Below are 18690 nucleotides of genomic sequence, written 5' to 3' on the forward strand. Positions count from 1 at the left end.
GAAGCAACAGCGCTAAACAGGCCGCAATCCTATGCCGCCTACAGGGGCATGATCGTACTGAAGGCACATTCACACGCCTTCACGGAGCGGCGCTGGCATGATGCATCACAAAAAAGAGAGATCCGTGCTACCATGGTTCCTGCGCGTATCTGTTGTGTTATGATATTGATGTAGAGACATTCACTTTCATTAGCGCTATGTCTAGAGGAGCCGGTAATGAACAATATCACAATACTCCTGGCCATTTTGCCTCTTCTGCCGCTCGGATTCTGGCTCTGGATGGCCTGGGATTTCAGCGGGAACAATGATGTGCCTGAACGCGACAGGTTTTACTGGCAGCTGGCTTTTCTGTTTACCAACGTCTTCGCGGCCATGTACTACTACGTCACTATATATAGAAAAAGACATTAGCCATGAGCGTGACGATTATGGAGACGCCGCGCCTGCGGTTGCGTCCCGTACACATTGACGACCTGCAAGCCAAATACGCAATCGATATACACCCCGATGTATACCGCTTCCAGGGCTTTGTGCGTTTACCAGATGGGCAGAAGCGGGCGCGTACGCTGGAGGAGACGCGCGAGAAGCTGGAGCAGCGCATCGGCGAGTTCGCATTGCAGGGCTTTGGCATGTGGGCAATGGTGCTCAAAGAGAATGATACCTTCATTGGCTGGTCGGGCCTGCAGTTCTATCTGCTGGAATACGGCGCTTTCAGCACGCCCGAGATCGAGCTTTTCTACGGACAGTCGCGAGAATACTGGGGCCGGGGCCTTGTTCACGAGGCATGCCAGCACCTGATTGAATACGGATTTAAGACGCTGAAGCTCCCGCGCATCACCAGCGTCGTCCACCGCGACAACGTGCACTCGCTCAACGTGGCCAGACGCAATGGGATGCATTTTGTCGATCATCCAACCGAGCAGCATAACCTGGTCGGCATCCTCAACAATCCGTATATCTCCCCTGAACAGATGCAGGCGCACGCGATAAAATAATACGAGGCTACATCTCTTCTGGCAGCGGTGGGCGTACAGAGTCCAGGGCGCTCTTGCGGATGGCGCCAAAGCGCTGGTAATTCTCTCTGGCCAGGGCAAGACTCATATGATTGGGGCTCAAAGGACGGTTGGTGGTAGCATCCCAGTTATCCTGCCCATCATCCTGCCAGCCACAAACCGCGCAGAGCTCGTATTCGCAGCGATCATTCAGCGTCCTGTATCCGCAGCAGGGGCAGCGATACTTACCATTCTCCGCAGGTTGAAGTTGGATAGTCATCTGCTTCCAATCGATAGGTGTAAACTGCTGCCGATGCTCCTCAAGCAGTGCAGCCAGATTGTCAAGGCGCTCGTAAGCGCTGTTGATCGTAAGCGAGCCGGTAAAGAGTCGATTATCCTTATGGTAATGAATGGAGATCTCCGATGAGTGAATGCCTGTGTTAAAGCCTGTAATATCCTGCCAGCACACAGCTTTCACACGAGTACGCATGTACATCTTCGAGATCTGTAGCAGGCCGTGTTCGCAGACGATGACGCGCATGCTCAACCTCCATGGCAGCAGGATAGCGATCGCCGCCCCCCCAAGAAACATGCAAGAAGAGTCACCAAATCGCAGCACACTAGAGGTAACAGGCGTCCGAAAATCAAGTATCAGAAGAAAGATACCCATGATAAACATAAGCAGACAAACAAAGTACGAACGGCGAATAACGTCTGGCTTGATTCTGTAAACATCAAGAGGCGCACCCAGTTGGTTGGCCGCACAGAGTTGATGATCTTCATCGGAGAGCGTATTGGTGATCGTCATAGTCGTGAAAAGTTCCCTCTTCTCGAGCCATCTACTGATTGGCTAGCGACTGTATGTACTATTTTACTGTTAATAGATACAACTATCAGGTGACGCGGAAATGACAAAATTTGTGGGCATTTTTGCTTATTATACTCTTCAGTAAAGCTCCCTGGCAATCGATCATCTCATCAATACTAAATATCGCTCTTTGGTGCCACAAACTGCTGAACTCATCCAATTGATTGATATAAGATTTGCGGAAAAGGCGTGTTTTGTGGCATGATATAAGCATAAATATCAATAGAAGAGCATAAAGTAGAGGAAATGTATGGCAGTACGGCCTTTCAGCATTGAGGTTCCGGACGCGGTTCTGGCTGACCTGCAGCAGCGCCTGGCATTGGCGCGCTGGCCAGATGAGATCGAGGATAGCGGGTGGGATTATGGGACGAACCTGGAGTACCTCCAGCAGCTGGTCGCCTACTGGCGCGATGGCTTTGATTGGCGCGCCCAGGAGCGCTTGCTGAACTCTTTTCCCCAATTTAAGACCGAGATCGATGGGCAGGAGCTCCACTTCATCCACGTGAAGGGCAAGGGTCCCAATCCGCTGCCACTGCTGATCTCGCATGGCTGGCCGGGCTCGTTCTTCGAGATGCATAAGATCATCGGTCCCCTGACCGATCCAGGCTTCTACGGCGCGGACCCACTGGAGGCGTTCGATGTGGTGGTGCCGTCGCTGCCAGGCTATGGCTTCTCGGGCAAACCACGCCAGCGGGGCATGAACGTGGCGCGCATCGCGGAGCTCTTCAAGGATCTGATGACGCGCGAACTGGGCTACAAGTATTTTGGCGCCCAGGGCGGCGACTGGGGCAGCGGCATCACCCTGCGCCTGGGACAGGACTATCCCGAGCACCTGGTTGGCGTGCATGTGAATATGGTGCCGCTCAACCCGCAGGCAGGCGACGATGAGCCAACCGAGGAGGAGCAGCAGTGGCGCGAGCAGCTGCGCCAGTTCCAGACCGATGGGGCCGGCTATAGCCACATCCAGGGGACGCGGCCACAGACCCTGGCCTATGCCCTGAACGATTCCCCGATCGGCCTGGCCGCCTGGATTGTCGATAAGTTTCGCGCCTGGAGCGACTGCCATGAGGAGGTTGAGCAGGTCTTTACGCGCGACGAGCTGCTCACCAACGTCATGATCTACTGGGTCACCCAGACCATCGGTTCATCGATGCGGCTCTACTACGAGGCTACCCACAGCGATTACTCACCATACAGAGTAGATGTACCAACCGGCGTGGCGCTCTTTCCCAAAGAGATCTCGACGCCGCCGCAGACGCTGGCAGCGCGCCAGTACAACATTCAACGCTGGACCACCATGAGCGCCGGTGGACACTTCGCCGCCCTGGAACAGCCAGCGGCGCTGGTACATGAGATTCGTGCCTTCTTCAAGCGCCTGCGTCCCTGACCGGCCCGGCTTAGGGACGGAGATGTATAAGATCGATAAAGCCAGGGCCAGCCGTGGCGGGCTCAACATGAAAGGCGCCCGGACTATCAGCTTCACGCCCGGGGCGATGATTCGGATTAATAGCGTGATAATAACGTAAGATGCTTTCCGAGCCTGGATGAGCATTGAGCAGAGCAATGGCTGCATTCACGGTTGTCACAGGAGTACCAATTGGAACGCCGCTGCTATTTACGAGTACAAAGTCCCGGAAAGCTCCATTATGGGGATGCTCGAAATCCAGGTTAAGCACAAATGCCATCGGCTCTCCAGTTCTCGAGGGTGGATAACTGATAGTCCTTACGCGCGCCCAGGGTCTCCAGGTTGGGTCAACCCCAGGTATACTGTTACCACTGCACGGTTCGTGAGGTGACCCGGCCTTGACAACATCGGCGGCCAATGTCTCGCCACAGATTCTCAGCGTCTCCTGCCCTTGAAGCCAATTAGCTACGTGGCCTATCATCACTACAGGATCTCCGCTGGAATAATTTCCCAGAGAGATGCCATTATGTACATAATAGGTAACGTTCCTTCTATCACATTGCCCATTATGGAGCCGGCAACGGTAATACACAACTCCGACAGGATCTCCTCTCCTAACAGTCTGCAGGAATTGAGCACGCTGCGCATGCATAATACGGACATCAGCCAGTAGCGTTGATAGAATGAGAGCCACCCCAAGCAAAAAAATAGCTCTGCATATTAACCATCGTTTACACAACATTATATGTTTCTCCTTCCTTGTATACTAGAAACTACTATAGCAGCAACAGTTATCCAGGTAAATATAGAGGGACTAAAGGTAATTTTTGGTTTTAATAGAGATCATATTATAATTATATTGATCTAAAGAAATTAAATATGTAATAAAAATAATAGTTATGGACAGGCTCCTAAGGCTTATTTATATCATAAACAAAGAAAGTGGAGATGAATGCAACGGTTGTTGCATTCATCTCCACCTTTTGATGATTAGCTTCCTTTTATGAGTTATACGATCTGATGCATTTAATGCACGATTGATACAACAGATCGCATGCTGATCCGCGAGGAATTGTGCCAGACGCAGACGCGTTGGGGTGAAACCACCCAACATCAGACTTCGTTCGGCTGGGGAACGGTCTGGGTCAACAAACTGCCAAATCCCATCCGATCCAGAAAGTCTTTCTGCAGTTTCCAGAGGAGGGCATTGCCTTCTTCGACATGCGCCTGGGTGAAATCGACGAGCGAGCGGAAAGGACGCGTTCCGGCAGGCAGACCCACGATCCGCACCACCTCGTCGGCCACGGCCTGTGGGTTGGCATCCACGTCAGGAGCGAAAAGACTGCTCGTCGCCTCCTCATTACGTGCCACCATCCCATCCAGGCGTGCATAGGCTTCCATCGTCGCTGTATCGGCAGGGCGAGTGGCATGGGGGAAGTGCTCGGTGCCCTGCGTGAAGGCTCCGGGCATCACAATGCAGGTCTCGATGCCAAACTGGCTGACTTCGTAGGCGGTTGTTTGGGCCAGGCCATCCATCGCCATCTTGGAGGCGACATAGGGACCCAGGAACGGGGGAACGACGACTGTGGTGGTGCTGCCCGTGTAGAGGAGGAGTCCTGCGCCACGCTCACGCAGATGTGGCAGGACAGCACGGTTGACGCGCACCACCCCCATAGCGTTGGTGTCGAAAAGATGAGCGATTTCCTCCGCAGTAAAAGCTTCGACATAGCCTACCATGAGATGTCCGGCGTTATGTAAGACGACATCGATATGACCTTGTTCTGTTAGAATCGTCTGCACTGCCCGGTCAGCAGATTCCTGAGATGTCACATCCAGCTCGACGACGCGCAGGTCTACCCCGCGCGCGGTCGCATAGTCACGCTCTTTCTGTGCACGAGCCGCATTGCGCTTCTCAATATCACGCATACTGGCGTAAACGGTGTGTCCGGCCTCAGCCAGGCTATGAGCGGCCAGCTGGCCGATGCCAGTCGCGGCACCAGTCACAAGAATAACAGACGGATGAGTATGATTCATCACAATAACTCCTTTGAATAAACTAGATGAAACCGCCATTGGCACGTAGGACCTGGCCGGTGATCCATCCAGATTCCTGGCTGGCTAAAAAGAGCACCACGCCGGAGATGTCTTCGGGCTCTCCAAGACGGCCGAAGCCAATCATGCGTTTGATCGCTTCTATCTGGGCCTCTGATTTCCCAACGGTAAACAACTCGGTGTTGACTGGTCCCGGCGCAACGGCATTAATGGCAATGCCTTTGGGCGCGAACTCCTTGGCCAGTTGCCGCGTAATCTGCTCGACCGCGCCCTTGGTGCCAGCATACAGGCTATAAGTCGGCGTCATTTGTCCCAGGACCGAGGAGGAGAAATTGATGATCCGCCCTCCCGCTTGCATATACTGGGCGGCCAGCTGGCATGCGAAGTAGGTCCCTTTCACATTGATGGCGTACTCCCGGTCAAAGTCCTGTTCGGTAATCTGCGCAATCGGCTTCGTGGTCATAATACCGGCATTGTTGACCAGGATATCCACACGCCCAAAGTGTTCAATGGTCGCGGCGAACAAGCCTTGCAGGTCTGCACTGTTACTAACATCTGCCTGGACGGCCAGGGCCTGACCTCCATTGCGCTCAATTTTATGCACAAGCTCTTCGGCGGCTTCTTTATTCCGGGCATAATTGATGACGATCTGTGCTCCCTCGTTCGCCAATGCCTCGGCAATGGCCTGGCCGATCCCACGGGAGGCGCCGGTAACAATCGCCACTTTCTTTTGCAGTCGTGTATTCATTTCTTTTTTTCTCCTTTTTTTGTTTTATACTATGTTGTCTGAAAGACAGGGCATAGAACACGTTTTTTCCCCGTCGCTAGAGCATCTTATAATGCTCGTTACCATCTCACATCTTCTTTTTTATTCCTGTGGCAACACCGTCTGCCGGAGAAAGCTGCCCATCTTCGCAAGCGATTGTTGTCCTTCAGGAAGAACAGCGGCATAGGCCTGGAAGACATGCCACATATCATCCCACACGGTGAGTTCGACTGGCACAGCCGCTGCTCTGGCATGTTCCGCGATGAGGAGCGAATCATCGAGCAGCACTTCGTCTCGACCGACATCAATCCGCAGAGGTGGGAAGCCATGCAAATCTGCATAGATTGGAGAAAGCAGCGGATTGCTTAGATTCTCTGCACCGGCATAGAAGTGCGCCAGCGCATTAATCGTGTCGCCAGAAAAGATGGGGTCGACCGCTTCCTGCGCGCTCCGACTCTTCACAGTGCCAGCAAGATCGGTCCAGGGAGAAATCAGTGCAGCAGCGGCAGGCAGCGGCAGGTTCCGGTCGCGTACGGTTTGTAGTAAGGCCAGGGTCAGCCCACCACCGGCGGAGTCACCGGCCAGCACGATATGCTGCGCGGAATATCCCTTACTCAGGAGCCAGTGATAGGCCGTGAGAGCATCATCAAGCGCGGCAGGAAAGACATGCTCGGGGGCCAGACGATAGTTTATCAGCAACGCAGGGATACCCGCCGCGACACTCAGACGTGCCACCAGATCACGATGCGATGCGGGTGATCCAAGGATATACGCCCCACCGTGCAGGTAGAGCAGCACAGCGTTGGTGTTGGCAACAGCGGGGGAGAGCCATTCAGCAGGGACGCCATCGACGTCAATAGGCTCGACACGCATCCCTTCCGGTAGAGGGATGGGATGCCCAACATAGGTTTCAACAGACCGTTCATAGGCAAGACGCCGCTCAGCTAAGGAAACAGGTTCTCCTGTAGCGGTCTTCTGGGTCAGCAAGTAAGAACGCAGCTGAACGCTTTGTTCGCTCGGCATAGCAGCCTCCTTTTTCAGAGCAATGCTTGAAACAACCAGGTGGTTGTGTTATATACTGGAGATCAGTAATCTCTTATCTATGGGTTACTTTACCGAAAAATCAGAGAGCTTGGAAGAAGTAACCAGAAAGTGGCAACGTTACCAGATGGAAACTAGACAGCAAACAGGACCGAATGTTTTCTTGACTAGTTGTCTTTCACGGCAGGTTTTAGAACTGATAGCGAGTCAGTGGACGACTCTTGTATTCTATTGCCTGGAAGATGGCACGATGCGTTTTGGAGAATTGCTCAAGAAGATTGACGGCATCTCAAGGAAAGTCCTGGCGCAAACCTTGCGGGACCTGGAACGTAACGGCGTAGTAGAGCGCACCGTCCACCCGGTCGTGCCTCCAGTGGTTGAATATTCACTTACCCCACTGGGACGAACGCTCATAGAACCGGTAAATTCGCTGAGAACGTGGGCCTATGGACATTTAGGAGAGGTGGCGCAAGCGCGAAACGCATATAATCAAAGTGATCATACACCCATTCAGGACGAGGTGGCGTCTATCGTTCAACGTCGCTAGCACTTTGTCAACCTTTGTTTGATGAGTTGTTCGCCCGCTACGCGGGTGAGAGGGGGAGGAGTTGCCGGGGGCACACACAGCCCCAGCTTTGGTGCCGGGCTTGCCCTGGCTTTAGGGCCGGCCGTTTGTTCATGCCCTCAGCATGCTCGCTTGCATCCCCACTCTCTCATCAATTGAACATTGATAGACGACTAGCTCACACGAGGTATACATCCTAAGTGACGATGGGGGCCTCGGTGGGATAGCGTTCGTAGATGCGTTCGACCACGATCTGTTTGAGGCGCTGGACCGTCTGGTGGATGTCGCGATAGGTGGTGTAGAGCGGGGTGATACCCAGGCGGATGTTGTCGGGCGCCCGGAAGTCGGGCAGGACGCGCATATCGTTGATCAGGGCCAGGTCGATGCGCAACCCCTCGGCATGTCCCAGGGAGACGTGCGAGCCCCTGCACTCCTGCTCGCGTGGGGACTTCAGGGTGAAGCCGAGCGGCTCCAGTTCCGCCTTCCAGAGGTCAATCAGGTAGCTGCTCTGGCGCAGTGATTTGGCGCGTAGCTGCTCGATGCCGGCCTCGCGCAGCAGGTCAACCCCTGGCTCGATCAGGGAGAGCGAGACCACCGGAGGCGTCCCGGTCAGAAAGCGGCGCAGGCCGGTGGCGGGCTCATATTTCAGGTCAAAGCCGAACAGATTCTGCTGTCCCATCCAGCCGGTGAGCGGGTTGATGAGCCGCTCCTGCAGGTCGCGTCGGATGTACAGAAAGGCCGGCGCGCCGGGCCCGCCGTTCAGGTACTTGTAGGTGCAGCCGATGGCCAGGTCGGCGTTGGCGGCATTGAGGTCCACGGGCACCGAGCCCACCGAGTGGCTGAGGTCCCACAACACCAGCGCCCCGGCGGTATGGGCGGCCTCGGTCAGCGCCGCCATATCATACATATACCCACTCTTAAAGACCGTGTGCGATAGCGTCAGCAGCGCCGTCTGCTCGTTCAGGCGCGCCCGCAGCTCCTCCACCGGACCATAGATGCCGTCGGCCGAGGGGATCACCCGCAGCTGGTGTTGCTTATCGAGCATGTCGATCGCGCCCTGCAAAATATAGAGGTCTGAGGGGAAGTTCAGGTCGTCGGTCAGGATCTGCGTGCGACCCGCCTGGAAACGCAACGCCGCCACCGCCAGCTTGAACAGGTTGACCGAGGTCGAATCGGCCACAATCACCTCGTCGGGCTGCGCGCCGATCAGGCTGGCGATCTTTGCCCCGATGCGCTCGGGGGCCGTAAACCAGCCCTCATTCCAGCTGCGGATCAGGCGGCTCCCCCACTGCTGCCGCACCAGGTCGTTCGACAGGCTCAGCGACTCGTAGGGCAGGCGCCCCAGCGAGTTCCCGTCCATATAGATCAGATCTTCGTCCTCGATCAAAAAGCGTCCGCGAAAATGCGCGCAGCTATCCTGCGCATCCAGCTCCTCCGCGTAAGCAATATCGTTCGAAACCGTCATAAACACGTCATCCTTTTATACATAATCGTACGTTCGGCCCTCGCAGCCGATTTTCTATCCATGGCACAAATACATTATAATTGCGCGCGAATCGCCCACAGATCGGGGAAGAATGGCTTGAGGGTGCTGCCCAGGTAGGCCGCGCCGGGCGAGCCTCCGGTGCCCGATTTAACGCCGATGGTGCGCTGGACCATCTTCATGTGCCGGTAGCGCCATTCCTGCAGACCTTCGTCGATGTCGATCAGGTTCTCGCAGACGTTGCTGACCGTGGCGTTGTGCCGATAGGCCTCTACCAGCTGCGCCTGCACCTCGGGTGAGGCCTGCACGGGACACCGCACGTCGCGTTCCAGCTGCTCAGGTGGGATGGCAAAACCATTCATGGCCAGGTAGCGCAGGAAGGCATCCCAGAGCGTCGGCTGCTCAAAGCGCTGGCGCAGCCGCCGCAGCGCCTCCTCAACATCATCCATGTGCCTCATCACGTTTTCGCGCTTATAGCCCAGGATAAACTCCAGCTCGCGAAACTGCGTCGACTGGAAGCCGCTGGCCGATTCTAAAAATCCACGAAACGAATTAAACTCAAGTGGAGTCAGGGTCTCCAAGACATCGAGCTGCGCCACCACTGTTTTGAGAATAGCCAGGATACGCCGAGTTGTATGGGCGGCGCGGCCCGCATCATTTTCACACAGCAGTCTCTGCAAATACTCTATTTCATGCAGCAATTCTTTAAACCAGAGCTCATAGACCTGGTGGATCACGATAAACAGCAGCTCATCATGCTCTGGTCCACTACTTCTCGGCGTCTGCAGCTGCAAGAGCTCATCCACCCGCAGGTAGCTGCCATAATTCAGGGCTTTCGACATAGCACCAATATTCTTTCCATCTATACATCATTGTAGAACGCCACCGCGTACCATTGCCGGTCGCTATCATGTATTGTACAATGAGAACTCAATTTTGCCATAATTATCAATTGATAAGCAAATTTTCAATCTCGCGGCCAATTTTTCTGAATTTATATGGTTTTTACACCCGATTGAGCGGTCGCAAGCGTCATCAATACCGAGCAATAATACTGATGAGCCGATTATCGCTTATCAATTGATAATTTACCTTCTCTTTCCTGAAATCGACGCAGGAATGGATGCTCTTTTATTGTTATCAAACGATAAATAACCGTTTAAAGAAGCCCGGCTGGTGATAGCGCGGGCCGTTCAGGAGTTTGTATGATTACACGTTTGTTGCACGCGGTAACGGATAGCGCGACCGGCAGACGCGGCAAGTTCGTTACCATCGCGGTCTGGCTGCTGATCGCGATCGTTCTGGTAGCGGTGGCCCCTAAATTAGCGGATGTCTATGACAATGCCTCGACACAGAACATTCCGTCCGATGCTGGTTCACAGGTCGCGCAGCGGCTGCAGCTGGAGAAGTTCCCTGGCAGTCGTGGTACGCCGGCCATCCTGGTCTTCTCCGATGAGAAAGGACTGAGCTCGGACGATAAAGCGACGATCAAGAAGGTTAGCGACTGGCTGGTTTCGAGCCAGAAGCCGGCCTCGGTGGATAAGGTCCTTTCGGTCTACACGGTCCCGCAGGCCGCCAGCCAGCTGGTCTCACAGGATAACAAGACCATGACGATCATCGCCACGCTGACCGGTTCTTCATCGGACACGAAGTTTCAGGATAGCGTGAAGCAGATGCGCGATTACCTGAAGTCTACCACGCGCGATACATCGGTGGAGGCCCATGTAACCGGGCCGGCGGGTGTGATTACCGATACCGTGCTTATCTTTGGCTCGGTCGACGTCAAGCTGCTGCTAGCCACTGTTGGCCTGGTGCTCATTCTACTCATCCTGCTCTATCGCTCGCCGATCCTGGCCTTCCTGCCACTGATCGGCGTGGGCTGGGTCCTGCAGATCGTCAATGCCCTGCTGGGCTTTGTGGGCAAGAGCGGAGTCGTCGGCATCAGTCAGCAGGCGACCTCGATCATGACCGTGCTGCTCTTTGGCGCCGGCACCGACTACTGTATCTTTATCGCCTCGCGCTTTCGTGAAGAGCTGGCCCACACTCAGGACAAGCACGAGGCCATGCGCAACACGATGCGCGCCGTCGGCGAGGCCATCACCTCCAGCGCCGGAACCGTCATCCTTGGCCTGCTGACGCTACTCTTCACCTTCATTGGCCTCTACTACAGCCTGGGGCCGGCCCTGATCATCGCTATCTTCGTCATGCTGCTGGCGGGACTCACGCTGGTTCCCGCCCTGCTCGTCTGGCCTGGGCGCGCCGCCTACTGGCCGTTTGTACCAAAATATGATCCCACGGTCCAACAGCAGGACGCGGAGGGAGATCTCAAGGGCTTCTGGGGACGCCTGGGACTGTGGACCGCGCGGCATCGCGTGCTGGCGGTGGTGGGCAGCACCATCTTCCTGGTCATCCTGGCGCTGGGCAATATCGGCTCGGTCCCGACCTTTAACTTCCTGACCTCCTTCCGCGAGACTACCGATTCCAGCACCGGCTACAACATCCTGCAGAAGCACTTCCCGGCCGGTACGCTGGCTCCTACCACGGTCCTGGTCAGACTCAGTGGCTCGGACGCCGACGCCTACAAGCACCTGGCCCAGATCGATGCCGTAACCGTCGCCGCTCAGAAGGCCAGCGGGGTCGCGCAGGTACAGGGACCCACGCGTCCGACTGGCAAAGATCCCCTGGTCGATCCGCAAAAGCTCCAGACCGCGATCGCGGCCCTGCCCGCGCAGGTACGCGACGCCATTCGCTCGGGCAAGCAACCTTCAATCCCGGCGCAGCCACCCGCCAGCGGCGGCAAATCACCCGGAACGGGACAACCGCCTACCAGCGGCAAACCTTCTACGGGACAACCACCTGCTGGTAAGCCCGGCATAGGACAGCCGCCTACTAATGGCAAGCCGCCTGTGACGGGACAGCCTCCGGCCTATACACCAGAGCAGCTACAGGCGATTGGCGCCTTCGCGGCCAGCACGCAGTATGTGTCACAGGACAACAGCACCTTCGAGCTGTCGGTCGTGCTCAAAGATGATCCATACTCTCTGTCGGCCATCAACAATATCGGACCCATCCGAGATAGCCTGAACAGGGCGCTCAGTCAGCAGTTCCCGGCTGGCAACGGACCACACGCCAATCTGTACCTGGCGGGACAGACATCACAGCTATCAGATACCCTGGCCTATAACCAGCATGACACTTATCTGGTGGTGCCGGCAGTCATCCTGCTGGTCGGTATCGTGCTGGCCCTGCTGCTGCGCAGCCTGATCGCGCCGCTCTACCTGCTGGCGGCGGTCACGCTCAACTTCCTGGCCTCGATCGGCGTCTGTGCCTTCTTCTTCGAGCGTGTCGAGGGACAGGACGGCTTCAACTACGCCATCCCCCTCTACACCTTCATCTTCCTGGTCGCCCTGGGCGCCGACTACACCATCTTCCTGATGTCGCGTGTCCGCGAGGAGGCCAAGCGGCGCGGCATCGAGAAAGGAGTTCCCTACGCCGTCTCGCGTACCGGTGGTGTCATCACCTCCGCCGGACTCATCCTGGCCGGCACCTTCGCGGTCCTGATGACGCTGCCCCTGAACATCCTCTTCCAGCTGGGCGCCTGTGTCGCCGTCGGCATCCTGCTCGACACCTTCGTGGTGCGCGGGCTGCTCGTCCCCGGCATCGTCCTGCTGCTCGGCAAATGGAACTGGTGGCCTGGCAGGCTGTAAGGAGTGTTCCGGCCTGGGTATACACAAAATAAAAAAAACATCGCAAGGGCGCCCGCGAGGGGCGCGCCTGCGATGGGTGTCTTAAGGCGAAAGCACCCGCAAGGGGCAATACATTCAACTTTAGAGCAAGCAACAAGAAAAACGACACATCGCCAGCGGAATATGGACCGTCCCTCGACCCGGTCATGTCCCCGTAGGCGGCATAGGATTGCGGCCTCTTCGATGCTGTATTTTTTCTGAAAAGCAGCAATCCGGCCTTGTGCATGCCGCTCTGTTGACGTACGATATGTCGGCTTCTGCACGGAGCAGGACCGCTTTCTCGATTTTTAGGAACGTATCGTACGTGAACGGGTGCGGCATGCACAAGGCCGGATTGCTGCCTGAACGGCACACCAACGTCTCGAAAAAGCCGCAATCCTATGCCGCCTACGGGGACATGATCGTGATCGGGGACCGCTCACATGCGTTCCTATGACGTTTCGGGTGCCCAAATGCTTCCCTTTTTTCGCTAAAGTTGAAAGTTTTGCTCGCGGGGGGCGCAGCTAGGGCTTTTGCTGATACTCTTCTATGTATACCTCGGTGTAACGCTCAAAGGTAGCTGGCCTGGGGAGTCCTGAACGTGCCTGGGCCTGCTGCACTTCCGGCCGTTGGGTAAATGCCTGCGCCCCTTCGGCCGATTCCCAAAGATTAATGGTAATCAAGCCTTCTGCCTGCCTGGCGGTAATACTCTTGATGGCCCCATATTCAGGTGCGATCTGGCGTACAACCGGGTCCATATATTCTTGCTTCCTCTGCAGCAGTTCATCCGGATCCCCGGAAAGTGTATGGATGGAAAGAAACGGCATTGTAAGATCCTATCTCCATTTCACAAGGTAACTCAACTGTAACTTATGGCCTTCAAATATAACATAGCTCGTATGTTCTAATCAAATCTTCTTCGTGCTTACTTCCCCACAAATACCTCTCTTGCTTCACCGTTGCCAGTCACGATTTACCACTTAACGGCCATACTTGCCCGGTGCCTGAGAGACGCGCCCGTGGACTTTGGCTTTGCTTTTTGAGGTTATCTGTTTGCCCGCCGGCGCGGTCTCCAGCAGGCGCCGGGCCAGTTTGACGGCCGCCTCAGCATCCTCAAGTTCGGACGCCTGGACCGTCACCTTTTTGCCATCTACCTCAACTGTAAAAGCTATACCCTGGGCATCCCCGTCTGGCTGCTTCTTCTGCACCTCCTTGAGATGCTTCAACAGCGAAACGATGCCTGTACAAACAGAGATCGTGGTGCCGGCAAACTGCACCCCCTCCTCGATCGCCGCACGCTGATCCCAGAGATAGGTGGCGGCACTCGTCAACTCTATCAACACATGAACGATAAAGGTATCAACGCCGCGCACCTGCTCGTCGCCATCGTACAGTACGGTATACTCGCTCCTCGGCAACGCTCTGATAAAGTTCTGACCAAGCCTGCTCACATTCAGTAAGCGCCACTCTTCTGCATTCTCGGGTTCCAGCTCAATGGTTATTGGAAAAGGAATTTTCGACGCCTCATCTTGTATCTCAGCCACAGACCGCTCCTTCTTACTTTTCCATTATTTATGGAACAACAGCCGTATTTCGACCCCAAAATCACATGTGATAGATCGGGAAAAGGATTATACGTCTTCTGCATGCACAATGTATAATGCCCATATAGAAAGAAACGCAAACAATGGCCCGATTACAAATGCTGAGATATTTGCTAACTTGCCCACCCCCACAGGCCAGTACATTCAACATAAGAACAAGGTGGGAAAGAGCCACCTCCGCGAAACGCTTCATGAAAATGTAAGAACGGTGCCATAACACGGAAATGTTCTCGTAGGCGGCATAGGATTGCGGCCTTATTAACACGCGGAATACCTGAAAAGCAGCAATCCGGCCTTGCGCATGCCGCTCTGTTGGCGTACGACCCGTTGGCTTGTACGCGGTGGTAGAGCAATGTCATCGTTGTGGTGGGGAACATCCCGTACGTGATCGGGTGCGGCATGCGCAAGGCCGGATTGCTGCTTTTCGAAGAAGGAACAGCGATGAACCGGCCGCAATCCTATGCCGCCTACGGGGGAACATGTTCGTGTCGAGGGACATTCCCATGCTCCACCGGAGGCCTATCGTATTTCTTTTTTACATTCCGTAATGTGAGCGTATTGAGGCCGGCACAACTTGAGACTAAGCGATAAAGCGAGCGAGGAACTGCTCGCAGCGATTGGTGTAGGTCGCGGGATCGGTGTCGTAGGCCAGGCCGTGGCCGGCATTGGGAACCACATACATTTCTTTGGGAGTCGGACAGGCCGCGTGGAGCTGGTGCACCATCGCGGTCGGCACAAAGGTGTCCTCTGCGCCATGGATAAACAGGATAGGGAGGCGGGTCTGCTGGACCTGCTTGAGGGCCGATGCCTCCTGAAAGAAGAAGCCGGAGCGCAGCTTGCAGACCAGGCTGGTCAGGGCCACAAAGGGGAAGGCGGGTACGTGATACATGCGCTTGCCCTGGTAGGCCAGGATATCGTAGGCCGAGGTGTAGGCGCAATCGGCCACTACGGCCTTGACCTGTGTGGGGAGCGGCTCACCGCTGGTCATCAGGACGGTCGCGCCTCCCATCGAGACGCCATGCAGCACGACCTGGATCTCCTCACCCAGTCGTTGCGTCAGCAGGTGAATCCACTTCACATAATCCAGGCGCTCATGCCAGCCAAAGCCGATATAGTTGCCCTCGCTCTCGCCGTGGCCGCGCGCATCGGGCATCAGCACATTATAGCCAAACTGCTCATGATACATCTGGGCAAACGGCCCCATATTCAATTTGGAGCTGCCCGTATAACCATGGGCCAGCACCACCGTCCTCGTCGTCGGTTGAGGAGCGGGCAGATAAAAAGCGCGCAGCAGCAGACCATCCCAGGACTTCATCTCGATGCGCTCGAACGGCTGCCGCTCCACCCAGGCGACGTCCTCGATCGGCAGGTCCGAAGTCTCGATCTGCTGCAGATCCGGATTGTCAATCAGGAAAGCCTTGGGTTGACGATAGACCCCCACGCGATAAAAATACAGACTGGAAGCCACCAGTAACAGCACCACCAGCACAACTATAACCATAACAACGATTCCAAAGATTGACATAAATGCCGCCGCTCCTTTAATTGAGACGAGTTACAATTTATTATTATTTATTGTTCTATAGTAAGATCAAAAAAATAAACGCTGGCAGTAGTATAATCCATCCATTCGTATATGTTCAACGGCACAGAAAAACGTCCCTACCCATCTTCAGAAGATGGATAGGGACGCCAATAGGCAGCGAGGGAGGCTCTCGCCATGAGCGAAAGGTTCGGTCATAGGTGCGCCCTTTACGGGCGCTTGCCGCTCTGCGGCTCCGTCCCCGAAACGTTTACGAACAAGCGGCTCCGTTGAGCGTGAAGGATGTCGGGTTGTTGTTGGTGGCACCGACGTTGGCGCTAAAGCCGATATCGGTATTGCCGCCAGCGGCGATGATGCCGTTATAGCTGACGTTGGTCACGGTCACAGACTGCCCCTGCTGGGTAAAGGTACCGTTCCAGCCGTTGGTAATCTGCTGATCGTTGGCGAAAGTCCACTTCAGGGTCCAGCCGTTGATGGCCGTCGAGCCGGTATTGGTGATGACGATATCGCCATTGTAGCCGCCAGACCACTGGTTGGTGATGCTATAGACTACTTTACAGCTGCCGCCTGCCGCCGGGGTACTGGTCGGCGTCGGCGTGGTACCCGGAGTCGGCGTCGCTGTCGTGCTGCTGGTGGAATAGGTCATCGTCACCTGCGAGATCTGTGGATCCCAGGCATTGGTGGCGTTGGTCGGGAAGACCATCTTGACGTAGCTGGTGCCCGCCGGCACGTTCAACGTATACTGGATATGCGTCCAGTTACCGCCCAGATTATTCGACTGAGCACTGGCCTGGGTATAGGTGCTGTTGTCGGGCGAGGTGTAGAACTGGAAGTCACTCACTCCAGTCTGACCGGGCCAGTAGTAGGTGTCGGCCACGAACTGCGTCATACCGGACTGCTTCCAGACGGCCCACTCGGCCGAGGTGGCGCTGCGCGTCAGGCGGGATAAGTCATTATTGAAGTAGGTGGTGTTGGTATTGTCAAAGGTCAGATTGCTGGAATGGGCGAAGATCTTGCTATAGTCATTCAAGGGATCAGTAACGGTTGCCCCACCTCCGCTACCACCGCCATTGCTCAAGGTAGCCAGGTGAGATTTGAAGCCCTGCCCATACGCGGTCGGGGTGCCGTTGAAATCGCTGATCAACGCGGGCGTGCCGGTGCAGCTATTGGTGTTCCAGGCCCAGCCCAGATAGCCGATGTTGTGGCTATCAAACCAGGGCATGATGCCGTTGATAAAACCGGAGGCGCAGTCGTACTCACCGATCTCACCGGCGATGACCGGGAATTTGGACTGGATCGGCGCCACGTTGCTGTCCAGACAGCTGGTGCTGATGCAGGCGTTGTTGGGATAGATATGGAACGAAGCGACCAGGTTGCTCTGCAGGTTGGATGGCAGCTGCTGCACCTGGTTCAGCCAGCCCGAGACATCGTTGGCGTACTGCAGGCCACCCAGCATAATGATGTTGGTCGCACCGGTGTTGCGCACGGTGCTGATCAGCGTCTTCATACCCGCCACCGCGAAAGCGGTATCGTTACAGGGACTACTGTTGGCGCCCGAGCTACCATTGAGCCAGCAAGACCAGCTATTGGTGTAGGGCTCGTTATACAGATCAAACATCACCGAAGAATTGTTCTTGAACGTGTTGGCAACCGAGGTCCAGAAGGCCGGGGCATGGTCCGCGTCCGGCATCGGCTGCTGGCCCAATGCCTGCTGACTACCGGGAGCGTTCCAGTGCAGCTCCAGAATCACGATCTGGTTATTCTGGTTGAGGAGATTCACATAATTGATGATGTCCTGCTGATACTTGGCGCTGGAGTCGCCATCAGATGGCTCACCATTGATGCCCAGCCAGCAATCCTCATTGAGAGGGACACGCACGATGCTGGTATTCCAGCTGGTCATCACACCTACCGACGTCTGGTCATAAGGGCCATCGAAGGTGCTACCTCCGCTCTTGACACATTGATACTGCGAACCCGAGCGGTCGACACCATGGGGAACGAGTACATTACCGCTCCCATCCTGGATCTGGCCGCCCACAACGTGCAGGCCGGTTGGAAGGCTCCCACTCGCCTTCACCGTGCGTGAAAAGGTGCTCAGGCTGAATGCCCCCAGGCACAGCGCCGCCAGCACCAGTACGCACGCAAAGCTAAAAATACGACGGTTCCTCGTCATAGCTCCTCCTGCTGGATACATACCAGCATCAGAACGATCTCCATAGATCGTCACCGAGAACGTAAAACCATTGCGCATCGCTACCAGTAGCGATGTCAGATAAAGAAGCGTAGGGCACCAGGACACACAAGCACCCTATTCATTGAAAAATGTAGCATATTCAATGAATAGGGTATAACATTACTGTTTATCATTGTCAATGCAATTATAGATTAAGCGTACTTTTTGTTCTGGAACTGGAAAAAAGTGAATACTTTATTTCAGTAACCGCCCCCGGCTGAATACTTTAACCATCGCTCACGCTCATCTGCCAGTGAGAGAAAGAGAATGTCTTTAAAAGAAACAGGAGTATGATATTCATGACTATGTGTGCGCACAGTATGCGTTGTTATTCACCCATCCCGAAACTCCCCCTTGATCGCATATCTGATAAGTCAAGCAGCATGCGCGTATTTCATTGAATCATGATA

General features: G+C 55.3%; 16 protein-coding genes. 5 read left to right on the plus strand and 11 right to left on the minus strand.

The features are described 5' to 3' along the window. Positions 1–216: 216 nt before the first annotated feature. Positions 217–411, plus strand: a complete 195-nt coding sequence (locus tag KTT_RS26830; RefSeq protein ID WP_126600607.1) for a hypothetical protein — start codon at positions 217–219, stop codon at positions 409–411. A 2-nt stretch (positions 412–413) separates the two neighbouring features. Then, positions 414–995, plus strand: a complete 582-nt coding sequence (locus KTT_RS26835) for a GNAT family N-acetyltransferase (RefSeq protein ID WP_126600609.1) — start codon at positions 414–416, stop codon at positions 993–995. A gap of 7 nt (positions 996–1002) precedes the next feature. Here KTT_RS26835 and KTT_RS36570 read toward each other — a convergent pair whose 3' ends face one another. Beyond that, positions 1003–1800 (minus strand): CPCC family cysteine-rich protein, encoded by a 798-nt coding sequence (locus tag KTT_RS36570; protein WP_174844806.1) that lies wholly within the window; start codon positions 1798–1800, stop codon positions 1003–1005. A gap of 310 nt (positions 1801–2110) precedes the next feature. On the opposite strand from KTT_RS36570, the gene KTT_RS26845 reads away from it, so the two are divergent. Beyond that, the gene (locus KTT_RS26845; protein WP_126600612.1) at positions 2111–3247 is read left to right on the plus strand and encodes an epoxide hydrolase family protein; all 1137 of its coding nucleotides are present in this window, start codon (positions 2111–2113) and stop codon (positions 3245–3247) included. A gap of 10 nt (positions 3248–3257) precedes the next feature. Here the strand turns inward: KTT_RS26845 and KTT_RS26850 are convergent, their stop codons facing one another. The 4 genes from KTT_RS26850 to KTT_RS26865 all read right to left on the minus strand — a co-directional run bounded on the left by KTT_RS26850 (position 3258) and on the right by KTT_RS26865 (position 7106). After that, positions 3258–3545, minus strand: a complete 288-nt coding sequence (locus KTT_RS26850) for a hypothetical protein (protein WP_126600614.1) — start codon at positions 3543–3545, stop codon at positions 3258–3260. 833 nt (positions 3546–4378) lie between these two features. Next, positions 4379–5299 carry an SDR family oxidoreductase gene (locus tag KTT_RS26855; protein ID WP_126600616.1) on the minus strand — a complete coding sequence of 307 codons (921 nt, stop codon included), beginning with the start codon at positions 5297–5299 and terminating at the stop codon, positions 4379–4381. A 22-nt stretch (positions 5300–5321) separates the two neighbouring features. Further along, positions 5322–6065 (minus strand): SDR family oxidoreductase, encoded by a 744-nt coding sequence (locus KTT_RS26860; protein WP_126600618.1) that lies wholly within the window; start codon positions 6063–6065, stop codon positions 5322–5324. A gap of 120 nt (positions 6066–6185) precedes the next feature. Continuing rightward, entirely contained in the window at positions 6186–7106 is a 921-nt protein-coding gene (locus KTT_RS26865; protein WP_126600620.1) for an alpha/beta hydrolase, read from the minus strand. Positions 7107–7251: 145 nt separating this feature from the next. Between KTT_RS26865 and KTT_RS26870 the strand changes: the two genes are divergently transcribed. Beyond that, positions 7252–7671 (plus strand): winged helix-turn-helix transcriptional regulator, encoded by a 420-nt coding sequence (locus KTT_RS26870; RefSeq protein ID WP_126600622.1) that lies wholly within the window; start codon positions 7252–7254, stop codon positions 7669–7671. Positions 7672–7885: 214 nt separating this feature from the next. On the opposite strand, the gene kynU is transcribed toward KTT_RS26870, so the two are convergent. Both kynU and KTT_RS26880 read right to left on the minus strand, forming a co-directional pair. Further along, the gene (gene kynU, locus KTT_RS26875; protein WP_126600624.1) at positions 7886–9154 is read right to left on the minus strand and encodes a kynureninase; all 1269 of its coding nucleotides are present in this window, start codon (positions 9152–9154) and stop codon (positions 7886–7888) included. 74 nt (positions 9155–9228) lie between these two features. Next, positions 9229–10014 (minus strand): tryptophan 2,3-dioxygenase, encoded by a 786-nt coding sequence (locus tag KTT_RS26880; RefSeq protein ID WP_126600627.1) that lies wholly within the window; start codon positions 10012–10014, stop codon positions 9229–9231. 363 nt (positions 10015–10377) lie between these two features. Between KTT_RS26880 and KTT_RS26885 the strand changes: the two genes are divergently transcribed. After that, positions 10378–12879, plus strand: a complete 2502-nt coding sequence (locus KTT_RS26885; protein WP_126600629.1) for an MMPL family transporter — start codon at positions 10378–10380, stop codon at positions 12877–12879. 542 nt (positions 12880–13421) lie between these two features. On the opposite strand, the gene KTT_RS26890 is transcribed toward KTT_RS26885, so the two are convergent. The 4 genes from KTT_RS26890 to KTT_RS26905 form a co-directional block, all read right to left on the minus strand. Beyond that, entirely contained in the window at positions 13422–13724 is a 303-nt protein-coding gene (locus KTT_RS26890; protein WP_126600631.1) for a hypothetical protein, read from the minus strand. Positions 13725–13877: 153 nt separating this feature from the next. Continuing rightward, complete coding sequence (locus tag KTT_RS26895) at positions 13878–14441, minus strand: hypothetical protein (protein WP_126600633.1); 564 nt, start codon at positions 14439–14441, stop codon at positions 13878–13880. 640 nt (positions 14442–15081) lie between these two features. Further along, positions 15082–16026 (minus strand): alpha/beta hydrolase, encoded by a 945-nt coding sequence (locus tag KTT_RS26900; protein ID WP_126600635.1) that lies wholly within the window; start codon positions 16024–16026, stop codon positions 15082–15084. A 268-nt stretch (positions 16027–16294) separates the two neighbouring features. Beyond that, positions 16295–18346 (minus strand): cellulose binding domain-containing protein, encoded by a 2052-nt coding sequence (locus KTT_RS26905; protein WP_126600637.1) that lies wholly within the window; start codon positions 18344–18346, stop codon positions 16295–16297. Between the last annotated feature and the right edge of the window lie 344 nt (positions 18347–18690).

It is taken from the genome of Dictyobacter aurantiacus (assembly GCF_003967515.1).
GTDB classification, from domain to species: Bacteria; Chloroflexota; Ktedonobacteria; order Ktedonobacterales; family Ktedonobacteraceae; genus Dictyobacter; species Dictyobacter aurantiacus.